Below are 20,029 nucleotides of genomic sequence, written 5' to 3'. Positions count from 1 at the left end.
ATAGTCTATCATGCGGTTAAGGGGAAACGCATTCTCACGCGGGGGAGCACATGTCACCAATCGATTTTCGTACCAAAATTAACTGGCACCGACGTTTCCGTTCGCCGCAGGGCGACAAGAGCGAACATGAGATCCTGCGTATCTTCGAGAGCGATCGCGGGCGGATCGTTAACTCGCCTGCCATCCGCCGTCTGCAGCAAAAAACTCAGGTGTTCCCGCTGGAGCGTAACGCCGCGGTGCGCACGCGCTTAACCCACTCGATGGAAGTGCAGCAGGTCGGGCGCTATATTGCCAAAGAGATTTTGAGCCGTCTCAAAGAGCAGCGATTACTGGAAACCTATGGTCTGGACGAGCTGACGGGGCCCTTCGAGAGCATCGTTGAGATGGCCTGCCTGATGCATGACATCGGCAACCCGCCTTTCGGCCACTTTGGTGAGGCGGCTATCAATGACTGGTTTAAGCAGCGGCTTTATCCTTCGGATGCGGTAAGCCAGCCCCTCAGCGATGACCGCTGCATCGTACGCGATTTACGCCTGCGTGAAGGTGACGAGCGGCTAAACGATCTGCGTCGCAAAGTGCGCCAGGATTTGTGTCACTTCGAGGGCAACGCGCAGGGGATCCGGCTGGTCCATTCCCTGATGCGCATGAACCTGACCTGGGCACAGGTTGGTTGCATTCTGAAATATACGCGTCCCGCGTGGTGGATGGGGGATACGCCCCCGTCCCACAGCTATTTAATGAAAAAACCGGGCTATTACCTTTCCGAAGAGGCCTATATTGAACGGTTACGTAAAGAACTTTCATTGACGCCAAACGGCCGCTTTCCATTGACCTGGATTATGGAAGCCGCGGATGATATTTCCTATTGCGTGGCCGATCTGGAAGATGCCGTGGAGAAAAGAATCTTCAGCGTCGAGGAGCTTTATCAGCATCTTTATGCGGCCTGGGGTACCCATGAAAAAGGCTCGCTGTTTGCGCAGGTTGTCGAAAATGCCTGGGAAAAATCGCGCTCAAATACATTAAGCCGCAGTACGGAAGACCAGTTCTTTATGTATTTGCGGGTCAATACATTAAATAAACTGGTGCCGTATGCGGCGTCGCGTTTTATTGATAATTTGCCGCTTATTTTCAGCGGGGAATTCAACCACGCGCTGCTGGAAGATGACAGCAGTTTCAGTCAACTCCTTGAGCTTTATAAACATGTGGCGATGCGGCATGTATTCAGCCATCCGGATGTCGAGCAGCTGGAACTACAGGGCTATCGGGTAATCAGTGGGTTACTGGAAATTTATTACCCGTTGCTTCAGCTGTCGGTCGATGAATTCAGCGAACTGGTGGAACACGAGCGCGTGCGCAGAATACCCATCGAATCGCGGCTTTATCAAAAACTCTCTACCCGGCATCGTCTGGCGTATGTCGAAGCGATTGGCAAGCTGGAACGCAACTCTCCCCAATGGCCGGTGATGGAATATTATTATCGCTGCCGTCTTATCCAGGACTATATCAGCGGCATGACGGATTTGTATGCCTGGGATGAATACCGCAAGCTCATGGCGGTGGAATAATCCCGGAGTTTTGTAAAGACGGCCAATAAATTTTTACCTTTTCCATAAACTTATCGCCGGAACTAAGCGGTATAAAACGAATCTGAGTTACACAGCAATTTTGCGTTACCTGTAAATCGAGATTGAGAAACATGAAAAAAACCACATTAGCAATGAGTGCACTGGCTTTGAGTTTAGGTTTAGCGCTGTCTCCTCTGACTGCTACTGCAGCCGAGACCGCGTCGTCGGCAGCAACCGCGCAGCAGATGCCAAGCCTGGCACCGATGCTCGAAAAAGTGATGCCATCGGTGGTGAGTATTAACGTTGAGGGCAGCACGACCGTCAATACGCCGCGTATGCCGCGTAACTTCCAGCAGTTCTTCGGCGACAACTCGCCATTCTGCCAGGACGGTTCGCCATTCCAGAGCTCTCCGTTCTGTCAGGGCGGCGGTGCCGGGGATGACAGCCAGGGCGGCGGCCAGCAGCAGAAATTCATGGCGCTTGGCTCGGGGGTAATTATTGATGCGGCGAAAGGCTACGTCGTCACTAACAACCACGTTGTCGATAACGCGAACAGCATTAAGGTTCAGCTGAGCGATGGCCGCAAGTTTGACGCCAAAGTGGTGGGTAAAGACCCGCGCTCCGACATCGCGTTGATCCAGATTCAGGATCCGAAAAACCTGACGGCGATTAAAATTGCCGACTCCGATGCGCTGCGCGTGGGCGACTATACCGTGGCGATCGGTAACCCGTTCGGTCTGGGTGAAACCGTGACCTCGGGTATCGTCTCTGCGCTGGGTCGTAGCGGCCTCAACGCGGAAAACTACGAAAACTTCATCCAGACGGATGCGGCGATCAACCGCGGTAACTCCGGCGGTGCGCTGGTGAACCTGAACGGTGAGCTGATCGGTATCAACACCGCTATCCTGGCACCGGACGGCGGCAACATCGGTATCGGTTTTGCTATCCCAAGTAACATGGTGAAAAACCTGACCGCGCAGATGGTGCAGTATGGCCAGGTGAAACGCGGCGAGCTGGGTATCCTCGGTACGGAGCTGAACTCCGAACTGGCTAAGGCGATGAAAGTTGATGCTCAGCGCGGGGCATTCGTCAGCCAGGTGATGCCGAATTCCTCTGCGGCGAAAGCGGGCATTAAAGCGGGGGATGTGATCACCTCCCTGAACGGTAAGCCGATCAGCAGTTTTGCTGCCCTGCGTGCCGAAGTGGGCTCAATGCCGATTGGCAGTAAAGTGACCCTCGGCCTGCTGCGCGACGGTAAGCCGGTTAACGTGAGCCTGGAGCTGCAGCAGAGCAGCCAGAATCAGGTGGATTCCAGCACCATCTTCAGCGGTATTGAAGGTGCCGAGATGAGCAATAAAGGCGCAGACAAAGGCGTGGTGGTGAACAACGTGAAAGCGAATTCACCGGCAGCCCGTATCGGCCTGAAAAAAGGCGATGTGATCATAGGCGCTAACCAGCAGCCGGTGAAAAACATCGCTGAACTGCGCAAAATTCTCGACAGCAAGCCTTCCGTGCTGGCGCTGAATATCCAGCGTGGTGATACCTCTCTTTATCTGCTGATGCAGTAATCCTCTGAAGCCCCTGCTCGCAGGGGCTTTCTCGTTTCTGTGATTCTTGCCACAACTCCATACTTCTCCCTCTCTCTTTGTGCATTCGCACAATGCAGCGGTCGCTGAACTTCCCTATGCTTGAGCTCTGCTCACGGGAGGATTCTATGGCTGGCTGGCATCTTGATACCAAAATGGCGCAGGATATCGTGGCGCGCACCATGCGCATCATTGATACCAATATCAACGTAATGGATGCCCGCGGGCGCATTATTGGCAGCGGCGATCGCGAGCGTATTGGGGAATTGCACGAAGGTGCGCTGCTGGTGCTCTCCCAGGGGCGGGTCGTGGATATCGACGATGCGGTAGCGAAACACCTGCACGGCGTACGTCAGGGCATCAATTTACCGCTGCGCCTTGAAGGCGAAATTGTGGGGGTAATCGGCCTGACCGGCGAGCCCGAGTCACTGCGAAAATACGGTGAGCTGGTCTGTATGACGGCAGAGATGATGCTGGAGCAGTCGCGCCTGATGCACCTGCTTGCCCAGGACAGCCGCCTGCGTGAAGAGCTGGTGATGAATCTTATTCAGGCGGAAGAGCATACGCCTGCGCTCAGCGAATGGGCGCAGCGTCTGGGGATCGATCTCAACCAGCCGCGCGTGGTGGCGGTCATTGAGGTCGATAGCGGCCAGCTTGGCGTAGACAGCGCGATGGCCGAACTGCAGCAGCTGCAAAATGCGCTGGCGACGCCGGAGCGCGATAACCTGGTGGCGATCGTTTCTTTGACGGAAATGGTGGTGCTCAAACCGGCGCTTAACGCGTTCGGCCGCTGGGATGCGGAAGATCATCGTCGTCGCGTTGAGCTGCTGATTTCCCGGATGAAGGAGAATGGTCAGCTTCGTTTTCGCGTTGCGCTGGGCAACTACTTTACCGGGCCCGGCAGTATCGCCCGCTCCTGGCGTACCGCGCGCACCACCATGATGGTAGGCAAGCAGCGGATGCCGGAGAGCCGCAGCTATTTCTATCAGGATCTGATGCTGCCGGTGCTGCTCGACAGCCTGCGCGGGGGCTGGCAGGCCAATGAGCTGGCGCGGCCATTGGCGCGTCTGAAAGCCATGGACAACAACGGCCTGCTGCGCCGGACGCTGCAGGCGTGGTTCCGCCATAACGTGCAGCCGCTGGCGACCTCAAAGGCGCTGTTTATTCACCGCAATACGCTTGAGTATCGGTTAAACCGGATTTCAGAGCTGACGGGGCTGGATCTGGGAAACTTTGACGACAGGCTGCTGCTGTATGTGGCGCTGCAGCTGGACGAACAGAGATGACTGAATGCGGTCTGGTGTCCTCACCCCATCCCTCTCCCACGGGGAGAGGGCGCAAACACTAAAAACGGCAATCAAGGATTGCCGTTTTGCTTTTATTTCCGCGTTAATTTCTCAAGATCCGCTTCAATCTCGCTGATCTTATTTGTTACAACGCTTTCAAGGTGACGCAGGTCGTCAAGGATCTTACGCTTAAGATCGACTTCGGTGCGGTCGCGCTGGCAGATCTGATCGAGTTCATCGATCACATAGCGCAGGTTAGGGCTGATTTCCTGTACTTCTTTGTAGCCCTGTCCTACACCGTCAGCCACAACGGTCTTACGCTGGCGTGGATATTTAAACTTCACGCTTTTGGCGAAAAACTCTCCTTTGTCCTTGTGAAAATAGATTTTCAGAATATCGTTATTGGCTTCCTGACGGAGGCTGTAACGATCAATTTCATCAGGATTGGTAATGCCCAGACTTTTCAGATTATCGTACATAGCGGTACCCTTGATCTCAACATAACCTTTGAATAATTAACGAAAAAATCTATTTTCGCCACCCTCAGATATAAAAAAAGCGGGGTTGCCCCCGCTTTTTGTTATACCCGATTAATCGATGGTGCGCAGCAATTCGTTGATGCCCACTTTACCGCGCGTTTTCGCATCCACTTTCTTCACGATAACCGCACAGTACAGGCTGTATTTGCCATCTTTAGACGGCAGGTTGCCGGAAACCACCACGGAGCCCGCCGGAACGCGACCGTAGTGAACTTCGCCGGTTTCACGGTCATAAATACGGGTGCTCTGACCGATGTAAACGCCCATGGAGATCACGGAACCTTCCTCAACGATCACGCCTTCAACCACTTCAGAGCGCGCGCCGATGAAGCAGTTGTCTTCGATGATGGTCGGGTTAGCCTGCAGTGGCTCCAGAACACCACCGATGCCCACGCCGCCGGACAGGTGAACGTTTTTACCGATCTGCGCGCATGAACCGACAGTCGCCCAGGTGTCAACCATGGTGCCTTCGTCAACGTAGGCACCGATGTTCACGTAGGATGGCATCAGCACGGTGTTGCGCGCGATGAATGCACCCTGACGAACCGCCGCAGGCGGTACCACGCGGAAGCCTTCTTTCTGAAAACGCGCTTCGTCGTAGTCAGCGAATTTCATTGGCACTTTATCGAAGTAGCGGCTTTCTGCTCCGTCGATAACCTGGTTATCGTTGATACGGAAAGAGAGCAGCACGGCTTTCTTCAGCCATTGATGAGTGACCCACTGACCGTCGATTTTTTCTGCCACGCGCAGCGCGCCGGAATCCAGAAGGGAAATCACCTGGTTCACCGCTTCACGGGTCACGGTATCCACATTTGCCGGGGTAATCTCGGCGCGACGCTCAAAAGCGGACTCAATAACGTTCTGTAACTGCTGCATTGTTTACTCTTTCCATTTCACTAAAAAACATATCACCCTTTATCGTTTGGATTGAGGGCTGCTGTCAACCGTTGTTGCACTTCAAGCTGCAGGTCATTATTAAGGGCACGCCGGTCCGCTGTCGCGATTATAAATAAATCTTCTACTCGCTCGCCAATCGTTGTAATTCGGGCCCCATGGAGCGAAATTCCCAGATCGGCAAAAACCTGGCCGACGCGGGCAAGCAGCCCCGGCTGGTCGAGCGCGATCAGCTCCAGGAACGATTTACGGTCGGTGTGGGTCGGCAGGAAATTGACCTCGGTATCGACGGTAAAGTGGCGCAATTTTGCCGGCTGGCGACGCGGCTGCGGGGGCTGCCAGCTGCGCTGGGTAATCGCCTGTTCCAGACCAAAACGTATCCCTTCATGCCTGTCAGACGAGAGCGGGCTGCCGTCCGGCTCAAGCACGATAAAGGTGTCCATCGCCATGCCGTCGCGGGTGGTGAAAATCTGCGCGTCGTGAACGCTCAGGTTACGCCTGTCCAGCTCGGCGCAGACCGCAGCAAACAGGTAAGGTCGGTCCGGGCTCCAGATGAAAATCTCCGTCCCGCCGCGGGTGGCCTGCGGGCTCAGCAGGATCATCGGCTGGGACAGATCGTGCTTGAGCAGATGCCGCGCGTGCCACGCAAGCTGGTTTGGGCTATGGCGGACAAAATAGTTGGCGCGGCAACGGGCCCAAATCTGATGCAGTGCCTCTTCATCAATATTATCCATCCGCAGCAGCGCCAGCGCCTGCAGCTGGTGATGGCGCACGCGTTCGCGCATGTCCGGGGTGTTTTGCATCCCGCGACGCAGCTGTTTTTCGGTGGCGAAGTACAGCTCGCGCAGCAGGCTCTGCTTCCAGCTGTTCCACAGGGTCTCGTTGGTGGCGCAGATATCGGCCACCGTCAGGCAGACCAGATAGCGCAGACGATTTTCCGTCTGAACCTCTTCCGCGAACTGCTTGATCACCTCCGGATCCTGAATGTCACGACGCTGCGCGGTGACCGACATCAGCAGGTGATGGCGTACCAGCCAGGCCACCAGCTGCGTTTCACGCGAGTTCAGGCCGTGCAGTTCGGCAAATTTCAGCACGTCCTGTGCGCCCAGCACCGAATGGTCACCGCCGCGACCTTTGGCGATATCGTGGAACAGGGCGGCAATCAGGATCAGCTCCGGATGGGTCAGGCGCGGCCACAGCTCCACGCAGAGCGGGTGGCGGGAGCGTGTCTCTTCTTTCGCAAAGCTTTCCAGCTTGAGCATCACGCGGATCGTGTGTTCATCCACCGTGTAGGCGTGGAACAGATCGAACTGCATTTGCCCGACAATGTGCGACCACTGCGGCATATAGGCCCACAGCACGCTGTGGCGGTGCATTGGCAGCAGGCCGCGGCTGACGGCGCCCGGGTGGCGGAGCATGCTCAGGAACAGCGAACGCGCTTCCGGGATATAGCACAGCGGCTGCGTCAGATGACGGCGCGCATGGCGCAGATGGCGCAGGGTGGTGGAGTAGATCCCGGTGATGGTGCTGTTGCGCACCATGGTATAGAACATCCGCAGAATCGCTTCCGGCTCGCGGATGAACAGCGTTTCGTCGCGCAGATCGATAAGCGTGCCGCGCAGCTGGAATTCGTCATCAATCGGGCGCGGTTTTTCGTCCGCCGTCAGGGCCAGAATGGCCTCGTCGAACAGCTGCAGCAGCATCTGGTTCAGCTCGGTCACCCGGCGGGTGACGCGGAAGAAATCCTTCATCATGTGCTCAACCGGCTCGTTGCCTTCGCCCTGATAATTCAGACGCTGAGCCACGCTGAGCTGGCGGTCAAACAGCAGGCGGTTATCGTAGCGGGTGACTTCCAGATGCAGAGCAAACCGGATACGCCACAGCAGGTGCAGGCACTCGTTCAGCTCGTTACGCTCGGCCTCGGTTAAAAAGCCGAAGCCGACCATCTCGTCCATCGAGGTGGCGCCAAAATGGCGGCGGGCGACCCACTGCAGGGTGTGGATGTCGCGCAGGCCGCCGGGGCTGCTTTTAATATCGGGTTCAAGATTATAGCTGGTGCCGTGGTAGCGCTGGTGGCGCTGATTTTGCTCCTCGACCTTCGCGGCGAAGAACTTTTCTGACGGCCAGAAGCCGTCGCTGAAGATGTGTTTTTGCAGCTCCAGGAACAGAGCGACGTCACCAATCAGCAGGCGGGTTTCAATCAGGTTGGTGGCGACGGTCAGGTCCGATAAACCTTCCAGCAGACACTCTTCCAGGGTGCGCACGCTGTGGCCGACTTCCAGCTTTACGTCCCAGAGCAGCGTCAGCAGTTCGCCAATTTTTTGCGCCTGTTCGTCCGGCAGCTTTTTGCGGCTTAAGATCAGCAGATCGATATCGGAAAGCGGATGCAGCTCACCGCGGCCATAGCCCCCGACGGCAACCAGCGCAACATCACTGATTTGCCCAAACCCGTAATCGATCCACAGGCGCTGCAGCAGCTGGTCGATAAATTCGGTGCGCGCTTCAATGAGCTGCTCGGCCGACACGCCTGCGTCGAACGCGCTGCCCAGCCAGCGATGGAAAACATCCATATGGGCTTTAATATGCGCGCAGGTCAGCTCGTGCGACGGCCAGACGCCAGGGTTATCGGGCTGGTCGGGGAGGGTGGGAAGTGCTGTGTTAGCATACTGTTCGGGTAAAAGATTACTCATCGTGCGCCACCCATAAGAAAAAGCTATAGCCATTAAAAAAGCCGGCATTTGCCGGCTTTTTTATCATTCATCGTGCGTCAGTATCGCCGGGATGGTGTCATCCTTGCGCAACGTCATAATTTCGCAGCCGTTGTCTGTTACCACAATAGTATGCTCGTACTGTGCAGACAAGCTTCTGTCTTTGGTTTTCACCGTCCAGCCGTCTTTCATGGTACGGATGCGGTAGTCACCCGCGTTGACCATCGGCTCAATGGTAAATGTCATGCCTTTTTGCAGCACCACGCCGCCGTCATCTGCATCATAGTGCAGGACCTGCGGTTCTTCATGGAAGACGCGACCAATGCCGTGACCGCAGTACTCGCGCACCACGGAGAAACCTTCTGCTTCCACAAACTTCTGAATTGCGGCGCCGATATTACGCAGGCGAATACCCGGTTTCACCATTTTCAGCGCCAGGTAGAGGCTGTCCTGGGTAACCTTGCAAAGACGCTCGCCAAGAATAGTCGGCTTGCCAACGATGAACATTTTTGAGGTGTCACCGTGGTACTCGTCTTTAATGACGGTCACGTCGATATTGACGATGTCGCCATCTTTCAGCAGTTTTTCATCGTCCGGGATGCCGTGGCAAACCACCTCATTAATAGAGATGCAGACGGATTTCGGGAAACCGTGGTAGCCGAGGCAGGCGGAAACCGCGTGCTGCTCGTTCACAATATAGTCGTTACAGATTCGGTCCAGTTCACCGGTGCTGACGCCCGGCTTCACGAACGGCTCGATCATTTCCAGCACTTCCGCGGCCAGACGACCGGCGACGCGCATCTTTTCAATTTCTTCAGGTGTCTTAATAGAGATAGCCATGTAATCTGTCCATCGGTGTCGATTTTTTCGACAATACTAGTCTAAGTGTCGTCAATGGTATCAGTCAGGCACGCTCCGTGCCAAATTGAGAATCATTAACAGCACACTCCGCCAACAACTGTTGGTTTCTGGTCGTGTTTTGTGGTATAAAGCGCGCCGGACTTCCGATCCATCTCAGATACACAGGCTGGACGGAAGCGACAAATCTCACTTTGTGTAACAACACACACGTATCGGCACATATTCCGGGGTGCCCTTCGGGGTCGGTAATATGGGATACGTGGAGGCATAACCCCAACTTTCAATATAGAGGTTTTAAACATGGCAACTGTTTCCATGCGCGACATGCTCAAGGCTGGTGTTCACTTTGGTCACCAGACCCGTTACTGGAACCCGAAAATGAAGCCTTTCATCTTCGGCGCGCGTAACAAAGTTCACATCATCAACCTTGAGAAAACTGTACCAATGTTCAACGAAGCCCTGGCTGAGCTGAACAAGATCTCTTCCCGTAAAGGTAAGATTCTGTTCGTTGGTACTAAGCGCGCTGCAAGCGAAGCTGTGAAAGATGCTGCTAACAGCTGCGACCAGTTCTTCGTGAACCATCGCTGGTTGGGCGGCATGCTGACCAACTGGAAAACTGTTCGTCAGTCCATCAAACGCCTGAAAGATCTGGAAACCCAGTCTCAGGACGGTACTTTCGACAAGCTGACTAAGAAAGAAGCGCTGATGCGCACTCGTGAACTGGACAAGCTGGAAAACAGCCTGGGCGGTATCAAAGATATGGGCGGCCTGCCAGACGCGCTGTTCGTAATCGATGCAGACCACGAGCACATCGCAATCAAAGAAGCTAACAACCTGGGTATCCCGGTATTCGCTATCGTTGATACCAACTCCGATCCGGACGGTGTTGACTTCGTTATCCCGGGTAACGACGACGCAATCCGTGCTGTTAGCCTGTACCTGAGCGCTGTAGCTGCTACCGTTCGTGAAGGCCGTTCCCAGGATCTGGCTTCTCAGGCGGAAGAAAGCTTCGTAGAAGCTGAATAATAAGGTTTTACCCCTTATTAGTACCGTGTATGAATAGGGGCCCATTACCGGCCCCTTTTTTCAATTTACACTGTTTGGCCCCCGGCCGGGCAGTTCACATCTCCCGAGGATTTAAGAATGGCTGAAATTACCGCATCCCTGGTAAAAGAGCTGCGCGAGCGTACTGGCGCAGGCATGATGGATTGCAAAAAAGCGCTGACTGAAGCGAACGGCGACATCGAGCTGGCAATCGAAAACATGCGTAAATCCGGTGCGATCAAAGCAGCTAAAAAAGCAGGCAACGTTGCTGCTGACGGCGTGATCATCACTAAGATCGACGGCAACTACGGCATCATTCTGGAAGTTAACTGCCAGACTGACTTCGTTGCTAAAGATGGCGGTTTCCAGGCATTTGCTAACAAAGTTCTGGACGCAGCTGTTGCGGGTAAAATCACTGACGTTGAAGTTCTGAAAGCACAGTTCGAAGAAGAACGTGTTGCGCTGGTTGCTAAAATCGGTGAGAACATCAACATTCGTCGCGTATCTTCTCTGGAAGGCGACGTTCTGGGCTCTTACCAGCACGGTGCACGTATCGGTGTTCTGGTTGCGGCTAAAGGCGCTGACGAAGAGCTGGTTAAACAGCTGGCAATGCACATCGCTGCAAGCAAACCAGAATTCGTTAAGCCAGAAGACGTGTCTGCTGAAGTGGTAGAGAAAGAGTACCAGGTTCAGCTGGACATCGCGATGCAGTCAGGTAAGCCAAAAGAAATCGCAGAGAAAATGGTTGAAGGCCGCATGAAGAAATTCACCGGCGAAGTTTCTCTGACTGGCCAGCCATTCGTAATGGACCCAAGCAAGTCTGTTGCTCAGCTGCTGAAAGAGCACAACGCTGACGTAACTGGCTTCATCCGCTTCGAAGTGGGCGAAGGCATCGAGAAAGTTGAGACTGACTTCGCAGCAGAAGTTGCTGCAATGTCCAAGCAGTCTTAATGATTGAAAAGGAGCCGCCTGAGGGCGGCTTCTTTTTGTCACCCGTCACAGGAAATCAGACAGGCTCCAGTATCGCTGTGCTGATTTGCGGCATATCATGTCGCCAGAATTAACCCCCATCTTAATCGTTGACAGTCTCAGGAAAGAAACATGGCTACCAATGCAAAACCCGTGTACAAACGCATTCTGCTTAAGCTGAGTGGCGAAGCGCTGCAGGGATCGGAAGGCTTCGGTATTGACGCAAGCATCCTTGATCGCATGGCACAGGAAATCAAAGAACTGGTCGAACTGGGTATCCAGGTTGGCGTGGTCATTGGCGGTGGCAACCTTTTCCGTGGTGCTGGTCTGGCGAAAGCGGGGATGAACCGCGTAGTGGGCGACCACATGGGTATGCTGGCAACCGTCATGAATGGCCTGGCAATGCGTGATGCGCTGCATCGCGCCTATGTGAATGCCCGCCTGATGTCCGCGATTCCGCTGAATGGCGTTTGCGATAATTACAGCTGGGCAGAAGCCATCAGCCTGCTGCGCAATAACCGCGTGGTGATCCTCTCCGCCGGTACGGGTAACCCGTTCTTTACAACCGATTCAGCCGCCTGCCTGCGCGGTATCGAGATCGAAGCCGATGTGGTACTGAAAGCGACCAAAGTAGACGGCGTGTTTACTGCCGACCCGGCAAAAGATCCTTCTGCCACCATGTACGATCAGCTGAGCTACAGCGAAGTGCTGGATAAAGAGCTGAAAGTGATGGATCTTGCCGCCTTCACGCTGGCTCGCGACCACAAACTGCCGATCCGTGTCTTCAACATGAACAAGCCTGGCGCACTGCGTCGCGTGGTCATGGGCGAAAAAGAAGGCACTTTGATCACGGAATAATTTCCGTTGACGATAAATACAGGTAAGATTCCGCTTTATTTTGTAGTGGTATCTTACCCGGGCGCGCCTTTGGCGTTGTCATGAATTAAACGCGACTATACTTAGCACACCTGTAGCGCTGTGCTGGCGGATAGTCTGCCTGAGACAAGTTTTCAAGGATTCGTAACGTGATTAACGACATCAGAAAAGATGCTGAAGTACGCATGGACAAATGCGTAGAAGCGTTCAAAAACCAAATCAGCAAAATCCGTACTGGCCGTGCTTCCCCGAGCCTGCTGGATGGCATCATCGTAGAATACTACGGTACGCCAACGCCTCTGCGCCAGCTTGCGAGCGTGACGGTTGAAGATACCCGTACGCTGAAAATCAACGTCTTCGACCGCTCTATGAGCCCGGCCGTTGAGAAAGCGATTATGGCCTCTGACCTCGGACTGAACCCAAGCTCTGCGGGCGCAGACATCCGTGTTCCACTGCCTCCGCTGACGGAAGAGCGTCGTAAAGATCTGATCAAAGTCGTTCGTGGCGAAGCTGAGCAGGGTCGTGTATCCGTGCGTAACGTCCGTCGCGACGCGAACGATAAAGTGAAAGCACTGCTGAAAGAAAAAGAGATCGGCGAAGATGACGATCGTCGTTCTCAGGACGACATTCAGAAAATGACCGACGCGGCCATCAAGAAAATTGATGCGGCGCTGGCAGAAAAAGAAGCGGAGCTGATGCAGTTCTGATTTCTGTCGTACACTGATAAACGCCGTTCAGAGGGACTTCGGGTCTTGCTGGCGGCGTTTTGCTTTTATCTGGTCTAACTTTTTTCGGGCATCCCATGAAGCATTTAACACTCCTCGGCTCAACCGGCTCTATCGGTTGCAGCACTCTCGACGTCGTTCGCCATAATCCTGAACTTTACACCGTGACAGCGCTGGTGGCCGGTAAGAATGTGCAGCGAATGGCCGAGCAGTGCCTGGAGTTTGCGCCCCGCTATGCGGTGATGGATGACGAAGAGAGCGCGCGTCTGCTGAAAGCACAGCTGCGTGAAAAGGGCTGCCGAACCGAAGTGCTGAGTGGCCAGCAGGCGGCCTGCGAGATGGCGGCGCTGGATGAGGTGGATCAGGTCATGGCGGCCATTGTCGGCGCGGCAGGATTATTGCCCACTCTTGCCGCGATTGATGCCGGTAAGGATGTTTTGCTGGCCAATAAAGAGTCGCTGGTCACCTGCGGACGCCTGTTTATGGATGCGGTGAAGCAGCGCGGCGCGCGTCTTTTGCCGGTCGACAGCGAGCACAACGCGATTTTTCAGAGTTTACCGCAACCTTTTCAACAGAACCTGGGGTACGCTGACCTGGAGCACAATGGCGTGGTGTCTATTCTGCTTACCGGGTCTGGTGGCCCGTTCCGTGAAACGCCACTGTCTGAACTGCGTGCGATGACACCGGATCAGGCGTGCCGTCATCCGAACTGGTCGATGGGGCGTAAAATCTCCGTTGATTCTGCCACCATGATGAACAAAGGTCTGGAATACATTGAAGCACGCTGGCTGTTTAATGCGTCAGCGAAACAGATGGAAGTACTGATTCACCCGCAATCGGTGATTCACTCGATGGTGCGTTATCAGGATGGCAGCGTGCTGGCACAGCTGGGCGAGCCGGATATGCGTACGCCGATTGCCCATTCAATGGCGTGGCCAAATCGAGTGAAATCCGGCGTGAAGCCGCTTGATTTCTGCAAGCTAAGTTCCCTGACGTTCAGTGAACCAGACTACGACCGCTATCCTTGTCTGAAGCTTGCGATGAATGCCTTTGACCAGGGGCAGGCGGCGACGACGGCACTTAATGCAGCCAATGAAATTACCGTTGAGGCATTTCTGAATCAGCAAATTCGTTTTACCGATATCGCGTCGTTAAATTTATCGGTACTGGAGATGATGGATTTGCGCGAACCACAAAGCGTGGAAGAGGTGCTGGCGGTGGATGCAGCTGCGCGTAATATTGCGCGCCAACAGGTGACACGTCTCGCAAGCTGGTGATAAAGCAAGCACTAGTCGTCGTGCTATTTGTTAGCGTTGGGCTTCAGTGATATAGTCTGCGCCACCTGATCGCAGGTATTTGACTTAATGTGGTCAGGTGAGCCGTGGTTTGACACGGCTTTTTTATGTATAGGCTTCAGTATTCCTGAGTACCGTTAAATCCTTTTCAGGGACAAAAAACGCGTTATGTTGTCTGCGAATCAACCAATAAGCGAAAATTTGCCAGCTCATGGCTGCCGTCATGTAGCAATCATTATGGATGGCAATGGCCGCTGGGCGAAAAGACAAGGGAAGATACGAGCCTTTGGGCATAAAGCGGGGGCGAAATCTGTTCGCCGCGCCGTTTCTTTTGCCGCCAACAACGGCATTGATGCGTTAACGCTCTATGCTTTTAGCAGTGAAAACTGGAACCGACCTCTGCAGGAAGTGACTGCGTTGATGGAATTGTTTGTGTGGGCGCTAGACAGCGAAGTAAAAAGCCTTCACCGCCACAACGTCCGCCTGCGTATCATTGGCGATACCAGTCGTTTCAACTCACGTTTGCAGGAACGGATTCGTAAAGCAGAAGCGCTGACGGAAAATAATACCGGTCTGACGCTGAATATTGCGGCGAATTACGGCGGACGCTGGGATATTATCCAGGGCGTTCGGCATCTGGCCGAACAGGTTCAGGAAGGGCTGTTGAGACCCGACCAAATTGATGAAGAGGCGCTGAGCAAGCAAATCTGCATGAATGAACAGGCACCTGTGGATTTGGTAATTAGGACAGGGGGAGAACATCGCATAAGTAACTTTTTGATATGGCAAATTGCCTATGCCGAACTTTACTTTACAGATGTTCTTTGGCCCGATTTTGATGAACAAGACTTTGAAGGTGCGCTGCATGCCTTTGCCAATCGAGAGCGTCGTTTCGGCGGCACCGAGCCTGGTGGCGACAAAGCCTGATGGGGGTAGCTTTTGCTGAAGTATCGCCTGATTTCCGCTTTTGTATTAATACCTATTGTCATTGCGGCGCTGTTTTTACTGCCCCCGGTGGGATTCGCTATTGTCACGCTGGTGGTGTGCATGCTCGCCGCGTGGGAATGGGGACAGTTTAGCGGCTTTACCTCGCGCACTCAGCGAGTATGGCTTGCGGTACTTTGTGGCTTTATCCTGGCCATAATGCTGTTTACGTTGCCTGAATATCACCATGATATTCATCAGCCCCTGGTTGCCGGTTCCTTGTGGATATCGTTGGCCTGGTGGGTTGCCGCGCTGTTGCTGGTTCTTTTTTATCCGGGTTCAGCGGCATTATGGCGTAATTCAAAAGTGCTGCGACTGATTTTTGGCTTGCTCACAATTATTCCTTTTTTCTGGGGTATGGTTGCCCTGCGAGCCTGGCACTACGACGAAAACCACTACAGCGGTGCGATCTGGCTGCTTTATGTGATGATTCTGGTCTGGGGGGCTGACTCCGGGGCCTATATGTTTGGTAAACTGTTTGGCAAACATAAGCTGGCACCGAAGGTGTCTCCGGGCAAAACCTGGCAAGGATTCATCGGCGGCCTGTTTACGGCAGCGATCATCTCCTGGGGCTACGGCGTCTGGGCGAATCTTGAAGTAGCACCGTCAATACTGCTGGTGTGCTCGATTTTTGCTGCGCTTGCCTCCGTGCTCGGTGATTTAACCGAAAGTATGTTTAAGCGTGAAGCAGGGATTAAGGACAGCGGACACCTGATTCCAGGGCATGGCGGTATACTGGATCGCATTGATAGCCTGACAGCGGCTGTTCCAGTGTTTGCGTGTTTGCTTTTACTGGTATTCGGGACGATTTAACGGAAGGTTTTATGCTGAGCATTCTCTGGAATCTGGCGGCGTTCATTGTTGCACTGGGTGTACTGATTACCGTGCATGAATTTGGCCATTTCTGGGTTGCTCGCCGCTGTGGCGTGCGCGTAGAGCGATTTTCCATCGGCTTTGGAAAATCACTCTGGACGCGCACCGACCGCCACGGCACGGAATTTGTCATCGCACTTATCCCGCTGGGCGGCTACGTCAAAATGCTCGACGAACGCGTCGAGCCTGTCGCTCCTGAACTGCGACACAGCGCATTCAACAATAAAACCGTTGGACAACGCGCCGCCATCATTGCTGCCGGACCGGTAGCCAACTTCATCTTTGCGATTTTCGCTTACTGGCTGGTGTTTATCATCGGCGTCCCTGGCGTACGTCCGGTGGTGGGTGAAATTGCCCCCAATTCCATCGCGGCGAGTGCGCAAATTACATCCGGGATGGAACTTAAAGCGATTGATGGCATCGAAACCCCTGATTGGGATGCCGTGCGACTGCAGCTGGTAGCTAAAATTGGCGATCCGCAGACCACCATCAGCGTATCGCCGTTTGGTTCAGATACGCGTCAGGACAAAGTACTCGACTTACGTCACTGGCGTTTCGAGCCAGACAAAGAGGATCCCGTCGCTGCGCTGGGCATTCGTCCACGCGGCGCGCAGATCGAGCCGGTATTAGCCGAAGTACAGGCAAATTCGGCGGCGAGCAAAGCGGGTTTGCAAGCGGGCGACAGGATCGTTAAAGTCGATGGTCAACCATTAACAGAGTGGATGACCTTTGTTACTCTGGTGCGCGATAATCCGGGAACGTCTCTCGCGCTGGAAGTTGAAAGGCAGGGCAGTCCGCTTTCGCTGACGCTGATCCCGGATACGAAGTCGGTCGGCAAAAAGGCAGAAGGGTTCGCAGGCGTTGTGCCGAAAGTGATCCCGCTGCCAGATGAGTACAAGACAATACGCCAGTATGGGCCGTTCAGCGCCATCCTTGAAGCCACGGATAAAACATGGCAACTGATGAAGCTGACGGTCAACATGTTGGGGAAATTGATAACCGGTGATGTGAAACTGAACAACCTCAGTGGGCCAATTTCGATTGCTCAGGGGGCTGGGATGTCAGCGGAATTCGGGGTGATTTACTATCTCATGTTCCTCGCGCTCATTAGCGTGAACCTTGGGATAATCAACCTGTTCCCGCTTCCCGTTTTAGACGGGGGTCATCTGCTGTTTTTGGCGATTGAAAAGCTAAAAGGCGGACCGGTATCCGAGCGAGTTCAAGACTTTAGTTATCGCATTGGCTCGATTTTGCTGGTGCTGTTAATGGGGCTTGCACTTTTCAATGATTTCTCTCGGTTGTAAGAGAGTGTTAGGAAGAACGCATAATAACGATGGCGATGAAAAAGTTGCTCATAGCGTCGCTGCTGTTTAGCAGCGCCACCGTATACGGTGCTGACGGGTTCGTAGTGAAAGACATTCATTTCGAAGGCCTCCAGCGTGTTGCCGTTGGTGCGGCCCTCCTCAGTATGCCTGTACGCCCCGGCGATACGGTTAATGATGATGATATCAGTAACACCATCCGTGCTCTGTTTGCCACCGGCAACTTTGAGGACGTCCGCGTCCTGCGCGATGGTGATACGCTGCTGGTACAGGTAAAAGAACGTCCGACGATCGCCAGTATCACTTTCTCCGGTAACAAGTCGGTGAAAGATGACATGCTCAAGCAGAACCTTGAAGCATCCGGTGTTCGTGTGGGTGAATCCCTGGACCGCACAACCCTTTCAGACATTGAAAAAGGTCTGGAAGACTTCTACTACAGCGTCGGTAAATACAGTGCCAGCGTGAAAGCGGTTGTCACTCCGCTGCCGCGCAACCGTGTTGACCTGAAGCTGGTCTTCCAGGAAGGTGTTTCTGCGAAGATCCAGCAGATCAACATTGTCGGCAACCACGCGTTCAGCACCGACGAACTGATCTCCACCTTCCAGCTGCGCGATGAAGTGCCATGGTGGAACGTGGTAGGCGATCGCAAATACCAGAAACAGAAACTGGCGGGCGACCTTGAAACCCTGCGCAGCTACTATCTCGATCGTGGCTATGCACGTTTCAACATCGACTCGACTCAGGTCAGTCTGACTCCGGACAAGAAAGGCATCTACATTACGGTTAACATCACTGAAGGCGAACAGTACAAGCTTTCTGGTGTTGAAGTGAGTGGTAACCTTGCGGGACATTCTGCTGAAATCGAATCGCTGACCAAAATTCAGCCGGGCGACCTGTACAGCGGTTCCAAGGTAACCAAAATGGAAGACAGCATTAAGAAGCTGCTCGGCCGCTACGGTTATGCCTATCCGCGCGTACAGACTCAGCCGGAAATCAATGACGCGGATAAAACCGTTAAGCTGCACGTGAATGTTGATGCGGGCAACCGTTTCTACGTGCGTAAGATCCGCTTCGTTGGTAACGACACCTCCAAAGATTCCGTTCTGCGTCGCGAAATGCGTCAGATGGAAGGCGCATGGTTGGGAAGCGACCTCGTTGATCAGGGTAAAGAGCGTCTGAACCGTCTGGGCTATTTTGAAACGGTGGATACCGATACCCAGCGCGTACCGGGCAGCCCGGATCAGGTTGATGTCGTATATAAAGTGAAAGAGCGCAACACCGGTAGCTTCAACTTCGGTGTGGGCTACGGTACTGAAAGCGGCGTCAGCTTCCAGGTCGGCGTACAGCAGGATAACTGGCTGGGTACGGGTTACTCTGTCGGTATTAACGGCACCAAAAACGACTACCAGACCTACTCTGAGTTCTCTGTGACTAACCCATACTTCACCGTAGACGGTGTGAGCCTGGGCGGTCGTATCTTCTATAACGACTTTAAAGCAGATGACGCGGACCTGTCTTCATACACCAACAAGAGTTACGGTGTAGACGGTACGCTTGGCTTCCCGGTTAACGAATACAACACCCTGCGTGCAGGCTTGGGTTACGTGCATAACGACCTGTCCAACATGCAACCGCAGGTGGCGATGTGGCGTTATCTGGACTCTATCGGCCAGTCAACCAGTAAAAATGGTAATGACAATGGCTTCGCGGCGGATGACTTCACCTTTAACTACGGCTGGACCTATAACCGTCTCGACCGTGGTTACTTCCCAACGGAAGGTTCTCGCGTCAACCTGAACGGTAAAGTTACCGTGCCGGGTTCCGATAACGAGTTCTATAAGGTCACGCTGGATACCGCGTCCTACTTCCCGATTGATGACGATCACAAGTGGGTGGTTCTGGGTCGTACCCGTTGGGGCTATGGTGATGGTCTGGGTGGTAAAGAACTGCCGTTCTATGAAAACTTCTATGCGGGTGGCTCCAGCACCGTTCGTGGTTTCCAGTCCAACAACATTGGTCCTAAAGCGGTTTACTACGGCGGAAACGACAAAGATAACTGTTATAAGTCTTCCTCGTCCGAAGTCTGTAGCTCCAATGACGCGGTGGGCGGTAACGCCATGGCCGTTGCCAGCCTGGAGTTCATCACGCCAACGCCGTTTATCAGTGATAAATACGCTAACTCGGTCCGTACGTCCTTCTTCTGGGATGCCGGTACCGTATGGGATACCAACTGGCAGAATACTGCCCAGATGCGCGCAGAAGGCATTCCTGACTACAGCGATCCGAGCAATATTCGCATGTCTGCCGGTATCGCATTACAATGGATGTCACCGCTGGGGCCGTTGGTCTTCTCCTACGCCCAGCCGTTTAAGAAATATGATGGAGATAAGTCGGAGCAATTCCAGTTTAACATTGGTAAAACCTGGTAATAATCCGCTGCAAAGGAATGCGTTGGCAGTGTAGCGATGACAACTGGCGATCGGTAACTCGGTCGCCTTGCCA

16 protein-coding genes are annotated in these 20,029 nt (G+C 53.9%); 12 read left to right on the top strand and 4 right to left on the bottom strand.

The window, feature by feature from the left end:
* The first annotated feature begins 50 nt into the window (after nucleotides 1-50).
* From dgt to cdaR, 3 genes are all read left to right on the top strand, one after another.
* Nucleotides 51-1,565, top strand: coding sequence for a dGTPase (dgt, locus tag UTM25_RS19785; RefSeq protein WP_194400695.1), 1,515 nt, complete (start codon nucleotides 51-53; stop codon nucleotides 1,563-1,565).
* Between the two features lie 131 nt (nucleotides 1,566-1,696).
* Complete coding sequence (degP, locus tag UTM25_RS19780; RefSeq protein WP_194400693.1) at nucleotides 1,697-3,133, top strand: serine endoprotease DegP; 1,437 nt, start codon at nucleotides 1,697-1,699, stop codon at nucleotides 3,131-3,133.
* 146 nt (nucleotides 3,134-3,279) lie between these two features.
* Nucleotides 3,280-4,437: a DNA-binding transcriptional regulator CdaR gene (cdaR, locus tag UTM25_RS19775; RefSeq protein ID WP_023334570.1), complete on the top strand. Its 1,158-nt coding sequence runs from the start codon at nucleotides 3,280-3,282 to the stop codon at nucleotides 4,435-4,437.
* Nucleotides 4,438-4,529: 92 nt separating this feature from the next.
* Here the strand turns inward: cdaR and UTM25_RS19770 are convergent, their stop codons facing one another.
* From UTM25_RS19770 to map, 4 genes are all read right to left on the bottom strand, one after another.
* The gene (locus UTM25_RS19770; protein ID WP_014168696.1) at nucleotides 4,530-4,916 is read right to left on the bottom strand and encodes a DUF3461 family protein; all 387 of its coding nucleotides are present in this window, start codon (nucleotides 4,914-4,916) and stop codon (nucleotides 4,530-4,532) included.
* Nucleotides 4,917-5,027: 111 nt separating this feature from the next.
* Nucleotides 5,028-5,852, bottom strand: a complete 825-nt coding sequence (gene dapD / locus UTM25_RS19765) for a 2,3,4,5-tetrahydropyridine-2,6-dicarboxylate N-succinyltransferase (RefSeq protein WP_008501915.1) — start codon at nucleotides 5,850-5,852, stop codon at nucleotides 5,028-5,030.
* A gap of 32 nt (nucleotides 5,853-5,884) precedes the next feature.
* Nucleotides 5,885-8,560, bottom strand: coding sequence for a bifunctional uridylyltransferase/uridylyl-removing protein GlnD (gene glnD, locus UTM25_RS19760; RefSeq protein WP_029741204.1), 2,676 nt, complete (start codon nucleotides 8,558-8,560; stop codon nucleotides 5,885-5,887).
* A 63-nt stretch (nucleotides 8,561-8,623) separates the two neighbouring features.
* Nucleotides 8,624-9,418, bottom strand: coding sequence for a type I methionyl aminopeptidase (gene map, locus UTM25_RS19755; protein WP_194400691.1), 795 nt, complete (start codon nucleotides 9,416-9,418; stop codon nucleotides 8,624-8,626).
* A gap of 321 nt (nucleotides 9,419-9,739) precedes the next feature.
* Here map and rpsB point away from each other — a divergent pair, with 321 nt between their 5' ends.
* The 9 genes from rpsB (at nucleotide 9,740) to bamA (ending at nucleotide 19,956) form a co-directional block, all read left to right on the top strand.
* On the top strand, nucleotides 9,740-10,465 hold the full coding sequence (rpsB, locus tag UTM25_RS19750) for a 30S ribosomal protein S2 (protein ID WP_003856207.1): 726 nt from the start codon (nucleotides 9,740-9,742) through the stop codon (nucleotides 10,463-10,465).
* 117 nt (nucleotides 10,466-10,582) lie between these two features.
* The gene (gene tsf / locus UTM25_RS19745; protein WP_014882627.1) at nucleotides 10,583-11,434 is read left to right on the top strand and encodes a translation elongation factor Ts; all 852 of its coding nucleotides are present in this window, start codon (nucleotides 10,583-10,585) and stop codon (nucleotides 11,432-11,434) included.
* Nucleotides 11,435-11,584: 150 nt separating this feature from the next.
* Nucleotides 11,585-12,310 (top strand): UMP kinase, encoded by a 726-nt coding sequence (pyrH, locus tag UTM25_RS19740; protein WP_008501910.1) that lies wholly within the window; start codon nucleotides 11,585-11,587, stop codon nucleotides 12,308-12,310.
* Nucleotides 12,311-12,477: 167 nt separating this feature from the next.
* A complete protein-coding gene (gene frr, locus UTM25_RS19735; RefSeq protein WP_194400689.1) occupies nucleotides 12,478-13,035 on the top strand; it encodes a ribosome recycling factor in 558 nt (185 codons plus the stop codon).
* Between the two features lie 95 nt (nucleotides 13,036-13,130).
* The gene (ispC, locus tag UTM25_RS19730) at nucleotides 13,131-14,330 is read left to right on the top strand and encodes a 1-deoxy-D-xylulose-5-phosphate reductoisomerase (RefSeq protein ID WP_194400687.1); all 1,200 of its coding nucleotides are present in this window, start codon (nucleotides 13,131-13,133) and stop codon (nucleotides 14,328-14,330) included.
* Nucleotides 14,331-14,516: 186 nt separating this feature from the next.
* Nucleotides 14,517-15,275: a (2E,6E)-farnesyl-diphosphate-specific ditrans,polycis-undecaprenyl-diphosphate synthase gene (gene ispU, locus UTM25_RS19725; RefSeq protein WP_024907522.1), complete on the top strand. Its 759-nt coding sequence runs from the start codon at nucleotides 14,517-14,519 to the stop codon at nucleotides 15,273-15,275.
* A 12-nt stretch (nucleotides 15,276-15,287) separates the two neighbouring features.
* Nucleotides 15,288-16,145, top strand: coding sequence for a phosphatidate cytidylyltransferase (cdsA, locus tag UTM25_RS19720; RefSeq protein ID WP_023310457.1), 858 nt, complete (start codon nucleotides 15,288-15,290; stop codon nucleotides 16,143-16,145).
* A gap of 11 nt (nucleotides 16,146-16,156) precedes the next feature.
* Nucleotides 16,157-17,509 (top strand): sigma E protease regulator RseP, encoded by a 1,353-nt coding sequence (gene rseP / locus UTM25_RS19715; RefSeq protein WP_023310458.1) that lies wholly within the window; start codon nucleotides 16,157-16,159, stop codon nucleotides 17,507-17,509.
* A gap of 29 nt (nucleotides 17,510-17,538) precedes the next feature.
* Nucleotides 17,539-19,956, top strand: a complete 2,418-nt coding sequence (gene bamA / locus UTM25_RS19710; RefSeq protein ID WP_126796880.1) for an outer membrane protein assembly factor BamA — start codon at nucleotides 17,539-17,541, stop codon at nucleotides 19,954-19,956.
* The last annotated feature ends 73 nt before the right edge of the window (nucleotides 19,957-20,029 follow it).

The sequence above is a fragment of the Enterobacter sp. 61D5 genome (assembly GCF_034107965.1).
In the GTDB taxonomy this organism is placed as follows: domain Bacteria; phylum Pseudomonadota; class Gammaproteobacteria; order Enterobacterales; family Enterobacteriaceae; genus Enterobacter; species Enterobacter cloacae_M.
The sequence above is the reverse complement of the archived record's forward strand: the minus strand, read 5'-3'. Positions and strand labels throughout refer to the sequence as shown.

Coding starts and splice junctions, on each gene's coding strand:
- dgt (WP_194400695.1), top strand. CDS start 51: ATGTCACCAATCGATTTTCGTACCAAAATTAACTGGCACCGACGTTTC.
- ispC (WP_194400687.1), top strand. CDS start 13,131: ATGAAGCATTTAACACTCCTCGGCTCAACCGGCTCTATCGGTTGCAGC.
- dapD (WP_008501915.1), bottom strand. CDS start 5,852: ATGCAGCAGTTACAGAACGTTATTGAGTCCGCTTTTGAGCGTCGCGCC.
- glnD (WP_029741204.1), bottom strand. CDS start 8,560: ATGAGTAATCTTTTACCCGAACAGTATGCTAACACAGCACTTCCCACC.
- map (WP_194400691.1), bottom strand. CDS start 9,418: ATGGCTATCTCTATTAAGACACCTGAAGAAATTGAAAAGATGCGCGTC.
- rseP (WP_023310458.1), top strand. CDS start 16,157: ATGCTGAGCATTCTCTGGAATCTGGCGGCGTTCATTGTTGCACTGGGT.
- tsf (WP_014882627.1), top strand. CDS start 10,583: ATGGCTGAAATTACCGCATCCCTGGTAAAAGAGCTGCGCGAGCGTACT.
- pyrH (WP_008501910.1), top strand. CDS start 11,585: ATGGCTACCAATGCAAAACCCGTGTACAAACGCATTCTGCTTAAGCTG.
- rpsB (WP_003856207.1), top strand. CDS start 9,740: ATGGCAACTGTTTCCATGCGCGACATGCTCAAGGCTGGTGTTCACTTT.
- ispU (WP_024907522.1), top strand. CDS start 14,517: ATGTTGTCTGCGAATCAACCAATAAGCGAAAATTTGCCAGCTCATGGC.
- bamA (WP_126796880.1), top strand. CDS start 17,539: ATGGCGATGAAAAAGTTGCTCATAGCGTCGCTGCTGTTTAGCAGCGCC.
- degP (WP_194400693.1), top strand. CDS start 1,697: ATGAAAAAAACCACATTAGCAATGAGTGCACTGGCTTTGAGTTTAGGT.
- cdaR (WP_023334570.1), top strand. CDS start 3,280: ATGGCTGGCTGGCATCTTGATACCAAAATGGCGCAGGATATCGTGGCG.
- UTM25_RS19770 (WP_014168696.1), bottom strand. CDS start 4,916: ATGTACGATAATCTGAAAAGTCTGGGCATTACCAATCCTGATGAAATT.